Source organism: uncultured Methylobacterium sp. (genome assembly GCF_964244095.1).
Lineage (GTDB): Bacteria > Pseudomonadota > Alphaproteobacteria > Rhizobiales > Beijerinckiaceae > Methylobacterium.
In genome coordinates this window covers 23,352-41,306 of the sequence record NZ_CAXTHR010000021.1, presented here as the reverse complement: position 1 = coordinate 41,306, position 17,955 = coordinate 23,352, and the positions used below count along the sequence as shown (strand labels likewise).

The 17,955-nt window shown below is 67.0% G+C and carries 16 protein-coding genes; 10 read left to right on the top strand and 6 right to left on the bottom strand.

Going from position 1 to position 17,955, the window contains the following annotated elements; all coding sequences use genetic code 11:
* The coding region (locus ACFE86_RS05650) for a dihydrolipoyl dehydrogenase (protein WP_375454345.1) at positions 1-1,122 on the top strand (1,122 nt) is incomplete at its 5' end.
* 597 nt (positions 1,123-1,719) lie between these two features.
* Here ACFE86_RS05650 and ACFE86_RS05645 read toward each other — a convergent pair.
* Positions 1,720-3,783: an ATP-dependent endonuclease gene (locus tag ACFE86_RS05645; protein WP_375454344.1), complete on the bottom strand. Its 2,064-nt coding sequence runs from the start codon at positions 3,781-3,783 to the stop codon at positions 1,720-1,722.
* Positions 3,784-4,131: 348 nt separating this feature from the next.
* Between ACFE86_RS05645 and ACFE86_RS05640 the strand changes: the two genes are divergently transcribed.
* From ACFE86_RS05640 to ACFE86_RS05630, 3 genes are all read left to right on the top strand, one after another.
* Positions 4,132-4,350 (top strand): hypothetical protein, encoded by a 219-nt coding sequence (locus ACFE86_RS05640; protein ID WP_375454343.1) that lies wholly within the window; start codon positions 4,132-4,134, stop codon positions 4,348-4,350.
* A 199-nt stretch (positions 4,351-4,549) separates the two neighbouring features.
* Positions 4,550-4,975: a fasciclin domain-containing protein gene (locus ACFE86_RS05635; protein ID WP_375454342.1), complete on the top strand. Its 426-nt coding sequence runs from the start codon at positions 4,550-4,552 to the stop codon at positions 4,973-4,975.
* A 258-nt stretch (positions 4,976-5,233) separates the two neighbouring features.
* Positions 5,234-6,082 (top strand): metal-dependent phosphohydrolase, encoded by an 849-nt coding sequence (locus tag ACFE86_RS05630; protein ID WP_375454341.1) that lies wholly within the window; start codon positions 5,234-5,236, stop codon positions 6,080-6,082.
* A gap of 139 nt (positions 6,083-6,221) precedes the next feature.
* Here ACFE86_RS05630 and ACFE86_RS05625 read toward each other — a convergent pair whose 3' ends face one another.
* Together ACFE86_RS05625 and ACFE86_RS05620 are read right to left on the bottom strand one after the other, a co-directional pair.
* Positions 6,222-7,343 carry a DUF2336 domain-containing protein gene (locus tag ACFE86_RS05625; RefSeq protein ID WP_375454340.1) on the bottom strand — a complete coding sequence of 374 codons (1,122 nt, stop codon included), beginning with the start codon at positions 7,341-7,343 and terminating at the stop codon, positions 6,222-6,224.
* 136 nt (positions 7,344-7,479) lie between these two features.
* The gene (locus ACFE86_RS05620; RefSeq protein WP_375454339.1) at positions 7,480-8,499 is read right to left on the bottom strand and encodes an aldo/keto reductase; all 1,020 of its coding nucleotides are present in this window, start codon (positions 8,497-8,499) and stop codon (positions 7,480-7,482) included.
* Between the two features lie 217 nt (positions 8,500-8,716).
* On the opposite strand from ACFE86_RS05620, the gene ACFE86_RS05615 reads away from it, so the two are divergent.
* The 4 genes from ACFE86_RS05615 (at position 8,717) to ACFE86_RS05600 (ending at position 11,673) form a co-directional block, all read left to right on the top strand.
* Positions 8,717-9,598: a sulfite oxidase heme-binding subunit YedZ gene (locus ACFE86_RS05615; protein WP_375454338.1), complete on the top strand. Its 882-nt coding sequence runs from the start codon at positions 8,717-8,719 to the stop codon at positions 9,596-9,598.
* A 78-nt stretch (positions 9,599-9,676) separates the two neighbouring features.
* Positions 9,677-9,997, top strand: a complete 321-nt coding sequence (locus ACFE86_RS05610) for a hypothetical protein (RefSeq protein ID WP_375454337.1) — start codon at positions 9,677-9,679, stop codon at positions 9,995-9,997.
* A gap of 43 nt (positions 9,998-10,040) precedes the next feature.
* Positions 10,041-10,592, top strand: coding sequence for a Uma2 family endonuclease (locus ACFE86_RS05605; protein ID WP_375454336.1), 552 nt, complete (start codon positions 10,041-10,043; stop codon positions 10,590-10,592).
* A gap of 67 nt (positions 10,593-10,659) precedes the next feature.
* Positions 10,660-11,673 carry an adenosine kinase gene (locus tag ACFE86_RS05600; protein WP_375454335.1) on the top strand — a complete coding sequence of 338 codons (1,014 nt, stop codon included), beginning with the start codon at positions 10,660-10,662 and terminating at the stop codon, positions 11,671-11,673.
* 11 nt (positions 11,674-11,684) lie between these two features.
* On the opposite strand, the gene ACFE86_RS05595 is transcribed toward ACFE86_RS05600, so the two are convergent.
* The 3 genes from ACFE86_RS05595 to ubiG all read right to left on the bottom strand — a co-directional run bounded on the left by ACFE86_RS05595 (position 11,685) and on the right by ubiG (position 14,110).
* Positions 11,685-12,659, bottom strand: coding sequence for an NADPH:quinone oxidoreductase family protein (locus ACFE86_RS05595; RefSeq protein ID WP_375454334.1), 975 nt, complete (start codon positions 12,657-12,659; stop codon positions 11,685-11,687).
* A gap of 72 nt (positions 12,660-12,731) precedes the next feature.
* Entirely contained in the window at positions 12,732-13,304 is a 573-nt protein-coding gene (locus tag ACFE86_RS05590; protein ID WP_375454333.1) for a YbhB/YbcL family Raf kinase inhibitor-like protein, read from the bottom strand.
* Between the two features lie 47 nt (positions 13,305-13,351).
* Positions 13,352-14,110: a bifunctional 2-polyprenyl-6-hydroxyphenol methylase/3-demethylubiquinol 3-O-methyltransferase UbiG gene (ubiG, locus tag ACFE86_RS05585; protein ID WP_375454332.1), complete on the bottom strand. Its 759-nt coding sequence runs from the start codon at positions 14,108-14,110 to the stop codon at positions 13,352-13,354.
* A gap of 214 nt (positions 14,111-14,324) precedes the next feature.
* Between ubiG and ACFE86_RS05580 the strand changes: the two genes are divergently transcribed.
* Both ACFE86_RS05580 and ptsP read left to right on the top strand, forming a co-directional pair.
* Entirely contained in the window at positions 14,325-15,560 is a 1,236-nt protein-coding gene (locus ACFE86_RS05580; protein ID WP_375454331.1) for an aspartate kinase, read from the top strand.
* Between the two features lie 106 nt (positions 15,561-15,666).
* Positions 15,667-17,931 carry a phosphoenolpyruvate--protein phosphotransferase gene (ptsP, locus tag ACFE86_RS05575; RefSeq protein ID WP_375454330.1) on the top strand — a complete coding sequence of 755 codons (2,265 nt, stop codon included), beginning with the start codon at positions 15,667-15,669 and terminating at the stop codon, positions 17,929-17,931.
* The last annotated feature ends 24 nt before the right edge of the window (positions 17,932-17,955 follow it).

Sequence of the window (17,955 nt, the reverse complement as noted above, 5' to 3'; positions counted from 1 at the left end):
GTCGACGTGATCTGGGGCGAGGCCGCGGTCGACTCCGTGGCCGAGGGCAACCAGCCGGGGCAGGTGACCGTCAAGGAGAGCCGCCGCGCCGAGCCGCCCAAGGGCGCCAAGGGCGCGGGCACGTACAGCGCCAAGCACATCATCGTGGCCACCGGCGCCCGGCCCCGGGCGATCTCCGGCATCGAGCCCGACAAGAAGCTGATCTGGACCTATTACGAGGCGATGGTCCCCGAGCACATGCCCAAGAGCCTGCTGGTGATGGGTTCGGGCGCCATCGGCATCGAGTTCGCCTCGTTCTACCGCACCATGGGCGCCGAGGTGACGGTGGTGGAACTGCTTCCGCAGATCCTGCCGGTGGAGGATTCCGAGATCGCTGCCATGGCGCGCAAGCGCTTCGAGAAACAGGGCATCAGGATCCTCACCGGCGCCAAGGTGACGCAGGTCGAGAAGGCCGCGGATTCCGTCACCGCGACCATCGAGACCGGCGACGGCAAGTCCCAGACGATCAGCGCGGAGAAGCTGATCTCGGCGGTCGGCGTCGTCGGCAACATCGAGGGGATCGGGCTGGAGGCGCTCGGGGTGACGATCGAGCGCGGCTGCGTCGTCACGGACGGGCTCGGGCGCACCAACGTGCCGGGCCTCTACGCGATCGGCGACGTGGCCGGCCCGCCGATGCTCGCGCACAAGGCCGAGCACGAGGGGGTGATCTGCATCGAGACGATCAAGGGCCTGCACACCCACCCGATGGACAAGGGCAAGATCCCCGGCTGCACCTACTGCCAGCCGCAGATCGCCAGCGTCGGGCTCACCGAGGCGAAGGCGAAGGAGCAGGGCTTCGCGGTCAAGGTCGGCCGCTTCCCGTTCGCCGGCAACGGCAAGGCGATCGCGCTCGGCGAACCCGATGGGCTGGTCAAGACGGTGTTCGATGCCCGCACCGGGCAGTTGCTCGGCGCCCACATGGTCGGCGCCGAGGTGACCGAGCTGATCCAGGGCTACGTCGTCGCCATGAACCTCGAGACCACCGAGGAGGATTTGATGCACACGGTGTTCCCGCACCCGACCTTATCCGAGATGATGCATGAGAGCGTGCTGGATGCTTATGGCAAGGTGATCCATACTTAAGCGAAAAAAAAGCCGCATATTCAGACACTTAGGGAAATTTTGTTAAGCGTAGGAACTTGCTTTGAGGCATGATCCTACGCGATCCCCTACCCCATTTCTGATGCTGAGTGTGACCAGTTTGTGACCGGTTGAGCGTGGCTGTGAGCCGTGGAGGCCAGCGACAACCGCTCATGTGGCGCCTATGGGCTATGACGCCGAACGTGACGGTTCATGGTCTAGCGTGACCACTGCTCAGAAAATGGATGCACGCTCTTCGCACGGCATTTGACGGCCGAGAATCTTATCGGGCCTGGTGGGTCAAAGCGTATCGAGCCTCACTAACGCTTGTCACCACATCAAACAAAAAATCATCGTCTTTTCAGGTCCTTAGAACACCAACCTACCGTGGGACGACCGTAGGCACAATGGACAAAAAGGCGTCGCAAGCGGCTGTTTTTCGCGCCAACTGTGACAGAGAGTGTGACAGGATTCGCCGGGCGTAATCGGGGCTGGTCGCTCATTCCGGTCATGTAGTGACAGAAATTCGAGTGGTATCATCAGCTAAGATTTTTGATCTGGCAAATTAAGATTAGGAAGCATACGCTTTTAGCATGAAACTCAATTCCTAATTACGATAAGATCTGAAAGTAGAGACTTCATCAGCTTCCAATTATCTACTTGTTCCGCCTTCATGTCCTTCATAATTCTTCTCTTTAATCTATCCATCGATATTTTCATCGACATTTTTTTATGAAGATCATTAAACAGACGCTTGCCGTCGCAATTATCTTTCCACTTATCTTCCCACTCAGATTCAATTTCTACTTTTCTAGCGTGATGACGAACCAGAAATTCTGTTTTCCAAGCATCGATTTCACGTTCAGCCAGCTTAGCTTGAACAACGCTCATCCTTTCTCCTAAACTTTCCAAAACGTCACGTAGTTGTTTGTTAAGAAAATCACTCTTCCTTAAATCGAAGTTGATAAAATCAAATGTGTTAAAAACTTCTTTTGCAGCAAGTTCATCAATTTGGTCAAATGCAAGCTGCCGAAGTATGCGACTAACTTCCCCTATGTTCGAAACCGGAGTCTTAGTTATTTCTTCATCTTTGAGTACATCTGTAACTAGATCAACATCGATCAGATAATTCTCCAAACAACGCTTCCCCCATTGCAAGACCTTGACTGTCTCTGTGTCCACCAAGTTTGTTGGCGCTTCGTCTCGATCGAATATAAAAAATCGTTTCGTCAGCTTCTCGCCCCTAGCCTCGGCTGCTTGGAGCTGTCTAATTTGCTTCTCTACTTCCTTTCGACCGCCTAGATCCTTGATTTTGTGCTTACGAAGCAACGACCCAAACCCTAATTCTAGCAAGTCAGCGTCGTCGTCACCCTCCACGAAAAGAGTTCCTTGATACAGCAAGCCCTCACTTTCGGATGTGCCAAGTCGACGCAAAGCGTCTGTTATTTCACGATCGTCCTGACTGCGAACCTTAGTAAGATTTGTTCCCGAAACTAGGTGGAACAGTGCACATTCATCCCGCGCAAATGCGCCCGCCAGTATTTCAGGCGAATGCGAACAGATTATAAATTGCAGAGATTTTGGCGCCGCATACTCATCAACAATAAACGAAAGCATATCCTTACATACGGCAGAATTTAAGTGTAGTTCAGGCTCGTCTAACAATACGATACCGCCGGACTCCATAGATCGACTAATAGTCAAAAATGTGAGAAGTATGCCTTTCTCGCCACTACTAAGAGCATCAATATCGAACTTTCGTCCAGTCTCAACGTCCGTCACAATAATTGTAAGCTGTCCATGCTCATTTACACCTATGCTGCTATTTGAAATTTCACGTCCGCGGAGTATGCCGCTAAATATGCTAGCAAAGTCTTTCTGGATAGAAAGTCTATCTTCTTCACTCGATATAATAGCCCCAAATATAAGTTTTTTTAATCTCGAATATTTCAGCTGCGGCTGACTATTGTAAGACTCTAACTGCAGATGAGCATCTTGAATGCCAAACTGTATATGCTGTTCGCCGCGAGGAAGTGCACGATCGGCAGGAAAGTAGTTGAACCCGGTTGAGTAAGGTGGTTTATTGTTTTCGATAAATTGGAATAAGGCCACATCAATAGGGTTATCGGTTTGAACTAAGTCCGATGTAGGATCGATAGATATATCAAGCACCAGATTTTTACTGGTGATTTTCAGTTTTTGCAAAGATAGAGCTACATCATGAGTTGATTGCTCAAGTGCGGCTTTACCATTAGGGGAGGAAAATATTGTCGCAGAAGGGACAGCGCTTACACCCGGCGCAACTCGAGATAAGGCTAAAGAGACACTAATCTTTTCCGCGTGAAGTTCGAGGTATTCAACTTCCTTTTTATCTAGCTCATAGATACACTTGATTTTTATGGGTATTTCTTTATTGTGAGCTGTAGCTGATGGGATCATTTGCTGAGCATTATGGGGAGATGCCGCATTCAGCGCCAACAGCGATTGATGAGCCTCGGATTGTGTTCGCGGAGCCAACATTGCCTTCGCTAGTTTTATAGCTTCAAGTATTGTTGCCTTACCAACTGCGTTCGGACCGACAACTACGTTAACTAGACTATTAAATTCAACCTCAATATCCTCGATGACCCTAAAATTACGCACTGATAGTTTTCTCAAATGCATCTAGGGTCTCTCTCTGCCATGATAAACATTATAGTAGCTAGCTCTAAGGCTATATTCCTAATATTATTGGAAGCGTGTCAGTTCAGCGGTTTCGATGATGATCGCAGATTCTTGGTTAATTCTCAAGCGACCATCGCTGCGCCATATCATGTCCGATCTGCATCGTGATTTATGGGTAAGGTCTAATGCGACTTAAGCGTGAGGCATTGGCTTGATCGCGGGCCCGTATCGTTTGGCTCGGCAGATAGTTGCCCCCAAGTCGAGGATTCGGAGGTATACGAGACAATAGCGCGTTATCGCTCGTCTCCTGGAAGGTCACGATCCCCCAATCGGTCGCGTGCGGAATCCATGCTCGACGCCACAAAACTCTTCGCCAACGCCCTCGGCGAGCACCTCGCCCTGGTCTACCGGCGCACCTTCGGCAGCCGGGAGCCAGGCACCATCGCGGTGATCGAGGAATCGGCGCGGCTCACCATCGAGCGGATCGTGCAGAGCGACGCACTCGACCACGATGCTGGCCATACCACCGCCGCCACGTTCATCGCCCAGGGCCTATCGCCGGCATGAAGCCCATACCTGCCACGAAACATGCCGAGGCGAAATAATCGGCCTATCGCTTTGTGAATCAAAGACGAACGCGCCTTTCGGGCCAAAACGTCACATCGCGTTGCAGCCACTACAGGATTTTCATCGGCGCTCTATTTAGTTTTGTGAGCTGCAAGATTTGAATATCTTCAAGTCCCGCAGTCTCGCAAAGGATAGATACGTGGCCGATACCAAGCACGACATCGTCGATACCGCCGTCGCCGCGGGATCGTTCAAGACCCTCGTCGCCGCCGTCACCGCAGCCGGCCTCGTCGAGACCCTGAAGGGGGCCGGTCCGTTCACCGTGTTCGCGCCGTCGGACGACGCCTTCGCCAAGCTGCCGGCCGGCACCGTCGAGGAGCTCGTGAAGCCGGAAAGCAAAGCCAAGCTCACTGCGATCCTCACCCTCCACGTCATGGCGGGCAAGGTCATGGCCGCCGACGTCACCGGCAAGACACTCACCCCGGCCTCCGTCAACGGCGAGGCCCTCCACGTCGATGGCACGCACGGCGTCGTGGTCAACGGCGCCAAGGTGACGGCGGCCGACATCGCCTGCACCAACGGCGTGATCCACGTGATCGACGCGGTGCTGCTGCCCAAGGGCTGATACGGGTCAAGGGCTGATCGGGCCGGCCCCGGCCTTCGGGCCGTCCGGCCGATCGCCGTCGCGGGAGCAGTCGGGGGCCGTGTCCGATCCGTGTGGATCGGACACGCCCCCGTTTCCGTTGAGCGCACCGGAGGCTGCCCCGGACGGGGCCGTCGACCCCGCTAGGGGGCTGAATTTGCATGGGACGGAAGGGCTCGTAGGGTTGCGAGGCCCGGCGGCGGGCTCGAACGCCGCGCGCCGTCCCCGATGAGCCGCCCCATGCTCGACGCCACGAAGCTTCTGGCCAACGCCCTCGGCGAGCACCTCGCCCTGGTCTACCGGCGCACCTTCGGCAGCCGGGAGCCGGGCTATGTCGAGGTGATCGAGGAATCGGCGCGGCTCACCGTCGAGCGGATCGCGCAGAGCGACGCGCTCTACCACGACGCCGACCACACCATCCTGGTGACGTTGGTCGCCCAGGACATCTTACGCGGCCGCTTCGTGGCCCAGGGCGTGTCGCCGAACGACTGGCTGCACGCGATCCTGGCCGCGCTCTACCACGACATCGGCTACGTCCGCGGCGTCTGCGCCGGCGACAGCCGCGACCGCTTCGTGATCGACCGGGCCGGCAACACCGTCGGGCTGCCGCGCGGGGCTTCGGATGCCGGGCTCACGGCCCACCATGTCGAGCGGTCGAAGATCGCGGTGTGGGAGCGGTTTTCCGCCCACGAGTTCGTCGATGCCGAGCGGGTTGCGCGCGCGATCGAGCTGACGCGCTTCCCCGTTCCCGACGACGGCGACCATTCCGAGACCGGCACCGAGGCCGGGCTGATGCGGGCTGCCGACCTCATCGGGCAACTCGGCGACCCGCTCTACCCGCGAAAGCTCAACGCGCTGTTCCACGAGTTCGTCGAGGCCGGGCTGAACGACACCCTCGGCTACGCCAACCCCGCCGATCTCGCCGAGCGGTACCCGGCGTTCTTCTGGGGCAAGGTCGAGCCGGTGATCGGCGACGGTGTCCGCGCGCTCGACCTCACCGTGGAGGGGCGGCGCTGGGTCGCCAACCTCTACGCCCACGTCTTCGCGATCGAGCACGACCGAAGGCGGATGGGGCCGCATCCGGGGTAGGGGGCCCGCGAGCAGTCCTCCCCCTGTGCGGGCCGGGCCATCGCAGAGGGAGGCCGAGCTTCCGGCAAAGCTTGCTCGGAGCAGGGCATTCTTCCTCAAGCACGCATCCCGCCGGACGCGGGCCGGGAAAGCTTCCGCGTCACGAACTCTTCCGCGCCCGCGCCGGCAGCGTCCCGCGGCTTGCCGGCCGCTCGACGGCGGCGGAGCGGATCTTGGCAGCCTCCGGCGCGTGGTGGGGCCGGTGGGCGTCCGCGGAGCCGGTGCGCTCGCGCAACGGGCGGTCGAGGATCGCCGAGAGCAGGTCGCGGGCGGCGGCGCGGTCGGTGGTGCGGAACAGGCGCACGAGGTCGAACACCCGCTCCGCCGAGCGCGACACCGCCTCGTCCAGCGTCAGGAAGACGTAGACCGCCTCCTCCTCGTGGAGGTCGGCGGCGCGCAGCCCCAGGGTGAGCAGGTCGTAGCGCGTCCCGGCATCGGGGGCGTCGCGCAGGAAGTGTCCGGGAAGCCCGAGCCCGTCCGCGAGCGCGGCGACGAACCCCGGCACGTCGTGCGCGGCCGAGAGGCCGATCAGCACCGCCCCGAGATCGCGCGGCGGCGGCGGGCAGGGCCGGAGCGCCGCGGTGGCCGAGACGGTCTCGCGGATCGCCTCGCGGCGGATCGGGTCGGCATGGAGGTAGAGCGGCGCGAGTTCGCCGGCCGAGAGGTCGGGGCGCGCCAGCAGCAGGCGGGCGAGGTCGTGGTCGGTGCGGGCGCGGCCGACGAGGTGGCCGACGCCGTCGCCTCGGAGGACGATGCCGGTGTTGGCGGCGAGCGCACGGTCGATCGCCGGATCGCCGCGGTGGACCAGGTCGGCGACGACGCCGCGCCCGAGGCCCGGCCTGCCGGCGATGGCCGAACCGATCTCGGCGCCGTCGCGCAGCGCCGCCTCGATCAGGCCGGGCGACAGGGTGAGGGCCGAGGCGACGACGATATCGCGCACCCGGCCGCCGCGGGCGGCGAGTGCGGCGAGGACCGATGGCGGCGTGTCGGGAAAGGGGGCGAGCTTCTCGGCGACGATCGCCGCCGTCTCCTCGTCGACGATCGGGATCAGGCCGCCGGCGAGCGCGGCGAAGGATTGCAGGTCCGACCGGTCGCGGTTGGCCGCCTGCATGAACAGGTCGGTCTGCACCCGCAGGATGACGGGCTTCAGGTCGAGATGCGCGATGCGGGACAGTTCGATCAGCCCGGACAGGTCGGGCGCGACCGCGACGGATGGGGGCATGGCACTCGGATACGCGACGACGGGACCGACCATCACGCTAGCGGCCTTTGCGTGAATCGACCTTTAATCCGGTCGCGGGACCGGCGTGCCGTCCTGCGCCAAGGCGGGAGCCGAGGCCCGAGCCGCGCCCGCCGCGTCAGACCCCGGCGCCGCTCCGCGTCACGCGGCCCTCGACCGGGTAGGCGGGGTCGTTGTAGCCCGGCGTCGAGGGGTGGCCGGTAACGACGAGGCCGTCGACGAGCGCCTCGTCCTCGGGGGTGAAGGCGTAGGCGAGCCCGCCGAGATAGTCGTCCCACTGCGCGAGCGTGCGCGGGCCTGCGATCACCGCGGTCACGGCGCGGTTGTTCAGCACCCAGGCGAGGGCGAACTGGCCGGCGGTGATGCCGCGCGCCTCGGCGTGGTCCTTGAGGATGCGGGCGATGCGCAGCGATTCCGGGCGCCACTCGGTCTGCATCATCCGCGCGTCGGCGCGGCCGGCGCGGGTCTCGGCCGGCGGCGGGGCGTCGGGGTCGTACTTGCCCGTCAGCACGCCGCGGGCCAGCGGCGAATACGGGACCACGCCGAGGCCGAAATGCGCGCAGGCCGGCAGGTGCTCGGTCTCGGGCATGCGGTTCAGGGCGTTGTAGTAGGGCTGGCTCACCACCGGCCGGTCGATGCCGGCCGCGTCGCACAGCCGGCAGATCTCGGCGATCCGCCACGACCGGTGGTTCGACACGCCGAAATGCCGAATCTTGCCCTGGCGGACGAGGGTCTCCATCGCCCGCACGGTCTCGTCCAGCGGCGTCGCGTGGTCCTCCTTGTGGAGGTAGTAGATGTCGATGACTTCGGTGCCCAGCCGCCGCAGGCTCTCGTCGGCCGCGCGCAGCACGCGCACCCGCGACAGGCCGCGGTCGTTCGGGCCGCCGCCCGTCGGGTTGGCGACCTTGGTCGCGAGCACCCAGGCGTGCCGGTCCCCGGCGATCGCCCGGCCGGTGATCTCCTCCGAGCGGCCGTCGTTGTAGACGTCGGCGGTGTCGATGAAATTCACGCCGGCCTCGCGGGCGCCGGCGACGATGCGGCCGGAATCGGCCTCGTCGGTGGCGCCGCCGAACATCATCGTGCCGAGGCAGATCGGCGAGACCTTCAGGCCGGAACGGCCGAGCGTGCGGTACTGCATCGGGGTAAATCCTGCTTGATCCTGCCGCGCTATCTCGGCGCCGACCGCTCCGGGTCAACCCGTCGCGAGGTGCCGCGCCTTCGCGGGCGGACCCGACCGTAACCGGAGCGCGTTGCCGCCGAAGTCTCCGGGTCGCGGCCATCCGGTCCCGCAGGCGCGCGCCGTCATGCGTCGGCGCGAGCCGGCGGCGATCCGACCTCCGATGCGAAAAGGTGCCATGTCCCCATCCCTGCCGCTGCCCTGGCTCGACCGCGCCGGGCGCCTCTCGCTCCTGAAGCTCGCCGCGTTCCTGCTGGCCGTCGCGCCGGCCGCCTACTTGGCATCCGCCTACGCCCTGAACGGGCTCGGTGCGAAGCCGGTCACGGCGCTGATTCACGGCACCGGCGAGTGGGCGATCCGCTTCCTGCTGGCCTCGCTCGCGGTCACGCCGTTGCGGCGCGTCGCGAACTGGCCGAAGCTGATCCTCGTCCGCAGGCTGCTCGGCGTCACCACGCTGGCCTATGCGCTCGCGCATCTGGTGCTGTACGCGATCGACCAGAACCTCGACCTCGCCAAGGTCGCCTCGGAGATCGCGCTGCGGGTCTACCTCACGATCGGCTTCGTCGCGCTGCTCGGCCTGATCGCGCTCGGGGTCACCTCGACCGACGCCGCGATCCGCCGGATGGGGCCGGCCTGGCCCCACCTGCACAAGGCGGCCTACGCCATCGGGGTGCTCGGCCTCCTGCACTATTTCCTGCAATCGAAGATCGACGTGTCCGACCCCGTGTTCTGGACCGGGCTGTTCCTCCTGCTGATGGGCTGGCGCGTGATGCAGCGGTTGCGCCTGCCGATGCGCCCGTGGTCCCTGGCGCTTCTGGCGACCGCGACCGCCCTGGCGACGGCGGGGATCGAGGCGGCCTGGTACGGGATCAAGAGCGGCATCCCGGCCGATCTCGTGCTCGGCGCCAACCTGGACTTTTCCGACGTGATCCGCCCGGCTTGGTGGGTGCTCGCCCTCGGGATGCTGCTGCCGGCGGCCGCCCTCGTCCGCGGCCCCGCCGCCGGGAAGGCCGTGCCGGCCCGTGCGGGCGGCCGGCCGCGCGTCGCGCCGGCGGGATAGCCGCCTTGCTCCCGCCCGCCCCGTGACGCAGAAACCCCGCCGGCCCCGCGCCGGGCCGGACCGGAGCCCGACCGTCCCATGCGTGGAGCCTTCAGCCGATCGACCCTCGCCCTCGCGCTGCTGAGCCCGCCTGCGGCCCACGCGGCCTGCACGGTCCCGCAGCCGCCGCCCGCCGCAGCGCGGCCAGAAAAGCCGGCACTTCCGCAGAAGCCCGCCTGCCTCGACGCCAAGGGCGGCTGCCCCGGCTGGGAGGCCTACAGCTACAACGACGCGATCAAGGCCTACAACCTCCGGCTCCAGACGTTCCGGCCGCTGGCCGAGGGCTACGTGCAGACGCTCAACGCCTACGTGAAGGCGAGCGCGGATTACGCGCAGTGCGAGGTCAAGGCGATGCAGTAGCCGCGATCTTCGCGGCGCCGTCCGGGCGTGCTAACCTGTGGCCATGAGCGTCGAGCCCAAGCCGCGCATGACCGTCGACGCGTTCCTGGCCTGGGCCGAGGATCGGCCGGGGCGCTACGAGTTGCTCGACGGAGAGATTTTCGCGATGTCGCCGGAGCGCGTTCGGCACGCGGACATGAAGTTCGCGGTACAGACGGCGCTGCGCACCGCAATCCGCCGTGCTGGTCTCAACTGCCGGATGGTGCCCGACGGCGTGACGATACGGGTTGACCGCACGACTGCTTTCGAGCCCGATGCTCTTGTCTATTGCGGTCCTCGAATGGCACCCGACGCTGTCGAAATCACCAATCCGGTTATTGTCGTCGAAGTTCTATCGCCCTCGACCAAGGGCATAGACAGCGGGAACAAGTTTACCGGCTATTTCAGCGTGCCCAGCGTGATGCACTACCTGCTCGTCGACCCGATGAAACACCGCATCGTGCATCATCGCCGTGCCGCAGACCTGATCGAGACTCGCATCGTGTCCGAGGGCGTGCTCCGGTTCGATCCCCCCGGCCTTGACGTGTCGCTGACCGAGATGTTCGACGACACCTGAGCGGCCTCGGCTTGACCGGGGCGGATGCCGGTGCGACAGCGCGGGCAGACAGGCAGGACGACGCCCCATGACCGCGCCCCTCGACCTCCTCGTGCTCGGCAACGCCATCGTCGACGTCATCGCCCGCACGGACGAGGCATTCCTCGCCGCGCAAGGCGTGCCGAAGGGCGCGATGGCGCTGATCGACGAGCCGCGCGCCGAGGCGCTGTTCTCGGCGATGGGGCCGGCGACGATCGTCTCGGGCGGCTCGGGCGCCAACACCGCGGTCGGCGCGGCGCTGCTCGGCGCCAGGACCGGCTTCGTCGGCAAGGTCCGCGACGACGAGCTCGGCGGCCTGTTCCGCCACGACCTCAAGGCGACCGGCGTCGCGTTCGGCGTGCCCGCCGCCACCGACGGGCCGGCCACCGCCCGCTGCTTCGTCCTCGTCACCCCGGACGGCGAGCGGACGATGAACACCTATCTCGGCGCCTGCCAGGGCCTGTCTCCGGCCGACCTCGACGAGGCGGTCGTGGCCTCCGCCCGCGTCGTCTACCTCGAAGGCTACCTCTGGGACCCGCCGGCGGCCAAGGACGCGTTCCGCAAGGCGGTGGCGATCGCCCACGGCGCCGGCAACGCGGTGGCGCTCACCCTCTCGGACGCGTTCTGCGTCGGCCGTTACCGCGAGGAGTTCCTCGGCCTGATCCGCGACGGCAGCATCGACATCCTGTTCGCGAACATCGGCGAGTTGCAGAGCCTCTACGAGACCGACGATCCCGAGCAGGCGCTGAAGGCGCTGCGCGACGAGCGCGACGCCCGCGGGAAGCATCTCCTCGGCCTCGTCACCCGTTCGGCCGAGGGCGCGATGGTGGTGAAGGGCGGCGAGATCCGCGCGGTGGAGGCCTGCCCGGTGCACGAGGTGGTCGACACCACCGGCGCAGGCGACCTGTTCGCAGCCGGCTTCCTCGCCGGCCACGCCCGCGGCCTCGACTACGTCACCAGCGCGCGCCTGGGCGCGCTCGCGGCGGCGGAGGTGATCCAGCACATTGGCGCGCGGCCGCAGCGCGACCTCGTGGCCTTGGCCAAGGCGCAGGGGCTGATCTGATCCGCAGCGTCTCAAGGCCGCAGCAGCACCTTGCCGACAGCCTCGCGGCGGCTGAGGAGGCCGAGCGCCGCCGCGTAATCCTCCAGGGGATAGGTGCCGTGCACCCGCGCGGTCAGCCGCCCCTCGGCCACCCAGGCGAGGAGCTGGCGCTGGTTCTCCTGGTGCGCCGCCGGCTCGCGCTCGGTGAACACGCCCCAGTGGACGCCCGAGACGTCGAGTTCTCTCAAGAGCATGATGTTGAGCGGCAGGCGCGGGATCTCGCCCGCGGCGAAGCCGACCACGAGGAAGCGCCCGCGCCAGCCGAGCGCACGGAACGCCGGCTCCGAGAAATCCCCGCCGACCGCGTCGTAGACCACGTCGATTCCGGCCCCGCCGCTCACCCGCTTCAGGTCGTCGCGCAGGGTCTTCGGGTCGTAGACCAAGCCCGCCTCGGCGCCGTGCGCGCGGGCGACCGCGAGCTTCTCCTCCGACGAGGCGCAGGCGATCACCCGTGCGCCGAGCAGCGCCCCGAGTTCGACCGCCGCCAGCCCGACGCCGCCCGACGCGCCGAGCACCGCGAGCCATTCGCCCGGCTGCACCCTGGCGCGGTTGCGCAAGGCATGGAGCGATGTGCCGTAGGTGATTGTCAGGCCGGCGGCCTGCGCGTCGCCAACGCCGTCGGGCACCGGCGTCAGGCGGCCGGCCGACACCGTCACCAACGCGCGGCAGGTGCCGTACGGGGCGTGCACGATCACACGGTCGCCGATTCGGACGCCCTCGGCGCCAGGCCCGAGCGCCTCGACCACGCCGCACGCCTCGCCGCCGGGGGAGAACGGCAGGTCGGGCTTCACCTGATAGCGCCCGGCGATGATCAGCGTGTCGAAGAAGTTGAGTGCGGCGACGCGAACCCGCACCAGCGCCTCGCCGGGACCGGGCTCGGGATCGGGCAGCGTCGCGATCGCCAGTTCCTCCGGCTTGCCGAGCCGGGTGCAAAGAAGGGCCTTCATCGCGCGTGTCCCCCTCGCCGTTTCCGCCCGGCCGGATCGGCCGATCCGAACGGCTGCGCCGCGTGTCGCTGATCAGCCGCGTTCGTAGCTGCCGGTCAGGCATCCCTTTCCCAGAACGTGGCCCCGCATCGCATCGACCACCGCGCCGCGCCCTGGCGAGGGCGGCAGATCGAGCGCGCGGTCGAGGGCGTAGACCTGGAACAGGTAGCGGTGCGCGCCGTGCCCGGCCGGCGGGTCGGGCGGCAGCCAGCCGTCCGTCAGGAAGCTGTTCCTCCCCAGATCGGGCCGGAAGCCCGGGACGCCGGCGGCGGTGAGCGCGCCTTCGGCGAGATTGTGCGTCGTCGGCGCGAGGTTCCAGGCGATGAGGTGGACGAGCGGCCGCGGCGTCGGGCTGTCGGCATCCTCGGCGAGGATCGCGATGCGGACCGTGCCCGCGGGCAGCCCGCTCCAGGCGAGCGGCGGCGCGGTCTTCGCGCCGTCCGCGGTGTAGCGGGCCGGGATCGGCGCGCCGTCCGCGAAGGCCGCGCTCGTCAGCGCGAGCGTCTCGGGCACGTCCGCGAAGTCCGAATGATAGGCCGTCTTCCCGAGCCCGGCCCTGAGGCCGGACAGGGCTTGGCCCAACCCGGCGGGAATCTTCTCGAGCATCGCGGCGCCTCCTGCTGACGGATCAACCCGGGGGAGAGCGGCCCGGTTCAGGCCGGGCGCTCGGCCGCGACCATGTAGTTCACGGCCGTGTCCCGGCTCGCGCGCCAGCCGTCGGCGAGCGGGTCGTAGACGACGCCGGTGGTGTCGGTGACGGCGAGCCCTCCGGCGCTGAGCGCCGCAGACAGCTCGGCCGGCGTCACGAACTTCTCCCAGTCGTGCGTGCCCCGCGGCAGCCAGCCGAGCACGTACTCGGCGCCGACGATGGCGAGCGCGTAGGCGCGCAGCGTCCGGTTCAGCGTCGCGGCGAACAGCAGGCCGCCGGGCTTCACCGCGGACGCCGCCGTCGCGACGAAGGCCGCCATGTCGGGGACGTGCTCGATCACCTCCATGATCAGCACGACGTCGAACTGGCGGCCCGCCGCGACGACGGACTCGATCGTCTCGGCACGGTAGTCCACCGCGAGACCCTCGGCCTCGGCATGCGCCCGCGCGACCGCGACGTTCTGCGCCGCCGGGTCGAGGCCGGTGACCGCGGCGCCGAGACGCGCGAGCGGCTCCGACAGCACGCCACCGCCGCAGCCGACATCGACCACGCTGAGGCCGGACAGCGCGAACGGCGTCTCGGGCCTGCGGCCGTGATGGCGGCAGACCGCGTCGCGGATGTAGGCCAGCCGCACCGGATTGAAGCGGTGCAGCACCCGCATCGGCCCGCGCGGGTCCCACCACGTCGCCGCGAGCGCGTCGAAGCGCGCGACCTCCGCGCGATCGACGGAGCCGGGCCTTGCGGCCGTGTCGTCAGTGCTCATCCACGGTCCTCATCGCGTATCCCGTCGGGGTCGGCAGGCTTTCGAGGCGCTTTGCAGGCGGGTCCGGCGTCGTGTTGACAGCCTCCGAACCCGCTTGTACGCGCCGGACGCCGGTTCGGTACAGCGGTCGGCTCGGCCGGTCGATCGGCGATCCCATCCCGGCCGCGATCCGCTTCCGGACCGGCCGGAGACTGCAAGGAAGCGCGGACGCCGCATGCCCCGTCTGGTGATGAAGTTCGGCGGCACCTCGGTCGCCGGCATCGAGCGCATCCGCAACGTGGCCGCCCACGTCGCCCGCGAGGTCGCGGCCGGCTACGAGGTCGCCGTCGTGGTCTCGGCGATGTCGGGCAAGACCAACGAACTCGTCGGCTGGGTCCGCGAGGCGGACGGCGGTTACGACGCGGCCGAGTACGATGCCGTGGTGGCCTCGGGCGAGCAGGTCACGTCGGGGTTGCTCGCCGTCGCGCTGCGCAAAGGCGGCATCCCGGCGCGCTCCTGGCAGGGCTGGCAGGTGCCGATCCTGACCTCCGACGCGCACGGCTCGGCCCGGATCGAGGACATCGACGGCGCCCGCCTCGACGCGGGCTTCAAGCGTGGCGAGGTCGCGGTGATCGCCGGCTTCCAGGGCATCCATGCCCGGACCGGGCGCATCACGACGCTGGGGCGCGGCGGCTCGGACACCAGCGCAGTCGCCGTCGCCGCGGCGATCGGCGCGGAACGCTGCGACATCTACACCGATGTCGACGGCGTCTACACCACTGACCCGCGCGTGGTGCCCAGGGCCCGGCGCATGGAGCGCGTCACCTTCGAGGAGATGCTGGAGATGGCCTCGCTCGGCGCCAAGGTGCTCCAGGTCCGCTCGGTGGAGCTTGCGATGGTGCACCGGGTGCCGACGACCGTGCGCTCCTCCTTCGATCCGCCGGACGCCGCGCGCCCCGGCACCCTCATCTGCGACGAGGAGTCCGACGTGGAACAGCAGATCATCACCGGGATCGCGTTTGCCCGCGACGAGGCGCAGATCACACTGCGCCGCGTCAAGGACAGCCCCGGCGTCGCCGCGGCGATCTTCGGGCCGCTGGCGGACGCCAACATCAACGTCGACATGATCATCCAGACGGTGTCGGGCGACCAGTCGACCACCGACATGACCTTCACGGTGCCGGCGGCCGACTACGACCGCGCACGCACCGTCCTCGACGGCGCGCACGCGACCATCGGCTACGCCCAGATCGAGGGCGCCACCGACGTGGTGAAGGTGTCGGCGATCGGCGTCGGCATGCGCAGCCACGCGGGCGTGGCGGCCAAGGCGTTCCGGGCGCTCGCCGACAAGGGCATCAACATCCGGGCGATCACCACCTCCGAGATCAAGTTCTCGGTCCTGATCGACGCGGCCTATACCGAGCTTGCCGTCCGCACGCTCCACTCGCTATACGGCCTCGATCAGGTCTGACGGTCGGCAGGCCCGGACCCGAAATCCGGCGGCCGGCATCGCCGGCGCCGCGCTCGTTCTTCATCGAGACGGCCCGACGCCACGCTGACAGGGGATTGACGAGACGATGCCCGCTGCGCCCGGAGGCCCGCGCCTGCTGCTGCGCCGCCTCCGCGAGGCCATGGCGGAGCCGGTCAGCCCCCAGGCGCGCCTCGATCGCATCGTCGTGGTCATCGCCGCCAACGTCATCGCCGAGGTCTGCTCGGTCTACGTGCTGCGCGACGACAACACCCTGGAGCTGTTCGCGACCGAAGGGCTGAACCGCGAGGCGGTGCACCTCACCCGGATGCGCGCCGACGAGGGCCTCGTCGGCCTGATCGCGCAGACCGCCGAGCCGCTCTCGCTGTCGGACGCGCAGACCCATCCGGCGTTCTCCTACCGTCCGGAGACGGGGGAGGAGGTCTACCACGCCTTCCTCGGCGTGCCGCTGCTGCGCGCGGGCAACACGCTCGGCGTGCTCACCGTCCAGAACAAGACCTACCGCGTCTATTCCGAGGAGGAGATCGAGGCGCTCCAGACCACCGCGATGGTGCTCTCGGAGATGATCGCGTCCGGCGAGTTCCAGGGCCTCGCGCCGGATGCCGGCACCGCGGCCCGCCGCCCGGTCAGCGCCCGCGGCGTGGCGCTGGCCGAGGGCATCGGCCTCGGGCACGTGGTGCTGCACGAGCCGCGCATCGTCGTGAAGACGCTGATCGCCGAGAACGTCGAGGCCGAGGTGGCACGCCTCGAGGCGGCGATCGAGGCGGTGCGCTCGGCAATCGATGCTTTGGTCGAGCGCGGCGACAAGATCGGCACCGGCGAGTCGCGCGAGGTGCTGGAGACGGTGCGCATGTTCGCCCACGACAAGGGCTGGCTGCGGCGGATGCGCGAGGCGGTAGTCTCGGGCCTCACGGCGGAGGCCGCGGTGGAGCGGGTGCAGTCCGACAACCGCGCCCGGATGATGCGCCAGAGCGACCCGTACCTGCGCGACCGCCTGCACGACCTCGACGATCTCGCCAACCGCCTGCTGCGGCGCCTCACCGGCCAGGAAGGCGCGGGCGCGGGCGCGTTCCTCCCGGAGAACGCCATCCTCGTCGCTCGCTCGATGGGTCCGGCGGCGCTCCTCGACTACGACCACACGCGGCTGCGCGGCGTCGTGCTGGAGGAGGGGGGGCCGACGAGCCACATCGCGATCGTCGCCCGCGCGCTCGGCATCCCGGCGGTGGGCGAGGTAGAGAACGCCACGGCGCTCTGCGATTCCGGCGACGCGATCATCGTCGACGGCGTGGCGGGCGAGATTCAGGTCCGTCCCGGCCCCGAGATCGAGGCGGCTTATGCCGAGATGGTGCGGGTGCGCGCCAAGCGCCAGGAGCAGTACCGGGCGCTGCGCGACGTGCCGGCGATCACCCGCGACGGCGCGCGCATCGGCCTGCACCTCAACGCCGGCCTGCTCGTCGACCTGACGCACCTCGCCGAGACCGGGGCGGAGGGCATCGGTCTGTTCCGCACCGAGTTGCAGTTCATGGTCGCGCAGCGGATGCCGTCGGCGGCCGAGCAGCAGGCGCTCTACGAGGCGGTGTTCGCGGCCACCGGCGACCGGCCGGTGACGATCCGGACGCTCGACATCGGCGGCGACAAGATCCTCCCCTACATGCCCAAGCTCGAGGAGGAGAACCCGGCGCTGGGCTGGCGGGCGATCCGCATCGGTCTCGACCGGCCGGCGCTGCTGCGGGTGCAGCTCCGTGCCCTCCTCAAGGCGGCCGCCGGGCGCCCGCTCAAGATCATGTTCCCGATGGTGGCCACCGTCGACGAGTTCGTCCGGGCCAAGGCGATCGTCGATCGCGAGAAGGCGCACCTGCGCCGCCACGGCCACCCGCTGCCGAGCGATTGCCGCCTCGGCGCGATGGTCGAGGTGCCCTCGCTCCTGTTCCAGATCGACGAGATCGCGCAGGCCGCCGACTTCCTCTCGGTCGGCTCGAACGACCTGATGCAGTTCCTGTTCGCCGTCGACCGCGAGAACCGCCGCGTCGCCGACCGCTTCGACCCGCTCTGCGCCGCCGCGATCCGCGCCTTCCGCCTGATCGCCGAGCGCGGGGCCGCCGCCGGCTGCCCGGTGACCGTCTGCGGCGAGATCGGCGGCCGCCCGCTCGAGGCGATGGCGCTGATCGGGATGGGCTTTCGCGACCTGTCGATGTCGCCGGCCTCGATCGGACCGGTCAAGGCGATGGTGCTGAGCCTCGACGCGGGCGCTGTCTCCGACCTGATCGACGCCGAGATGGCGCGCGCCTCCGACGGCGCCTCGCTCCGCCCGGCGCTGGCGGCCTTCGCCAGGGCCCAGGGCGTTCCGATCTGAGCGGGCTTGAATCTTGAGCGGTCC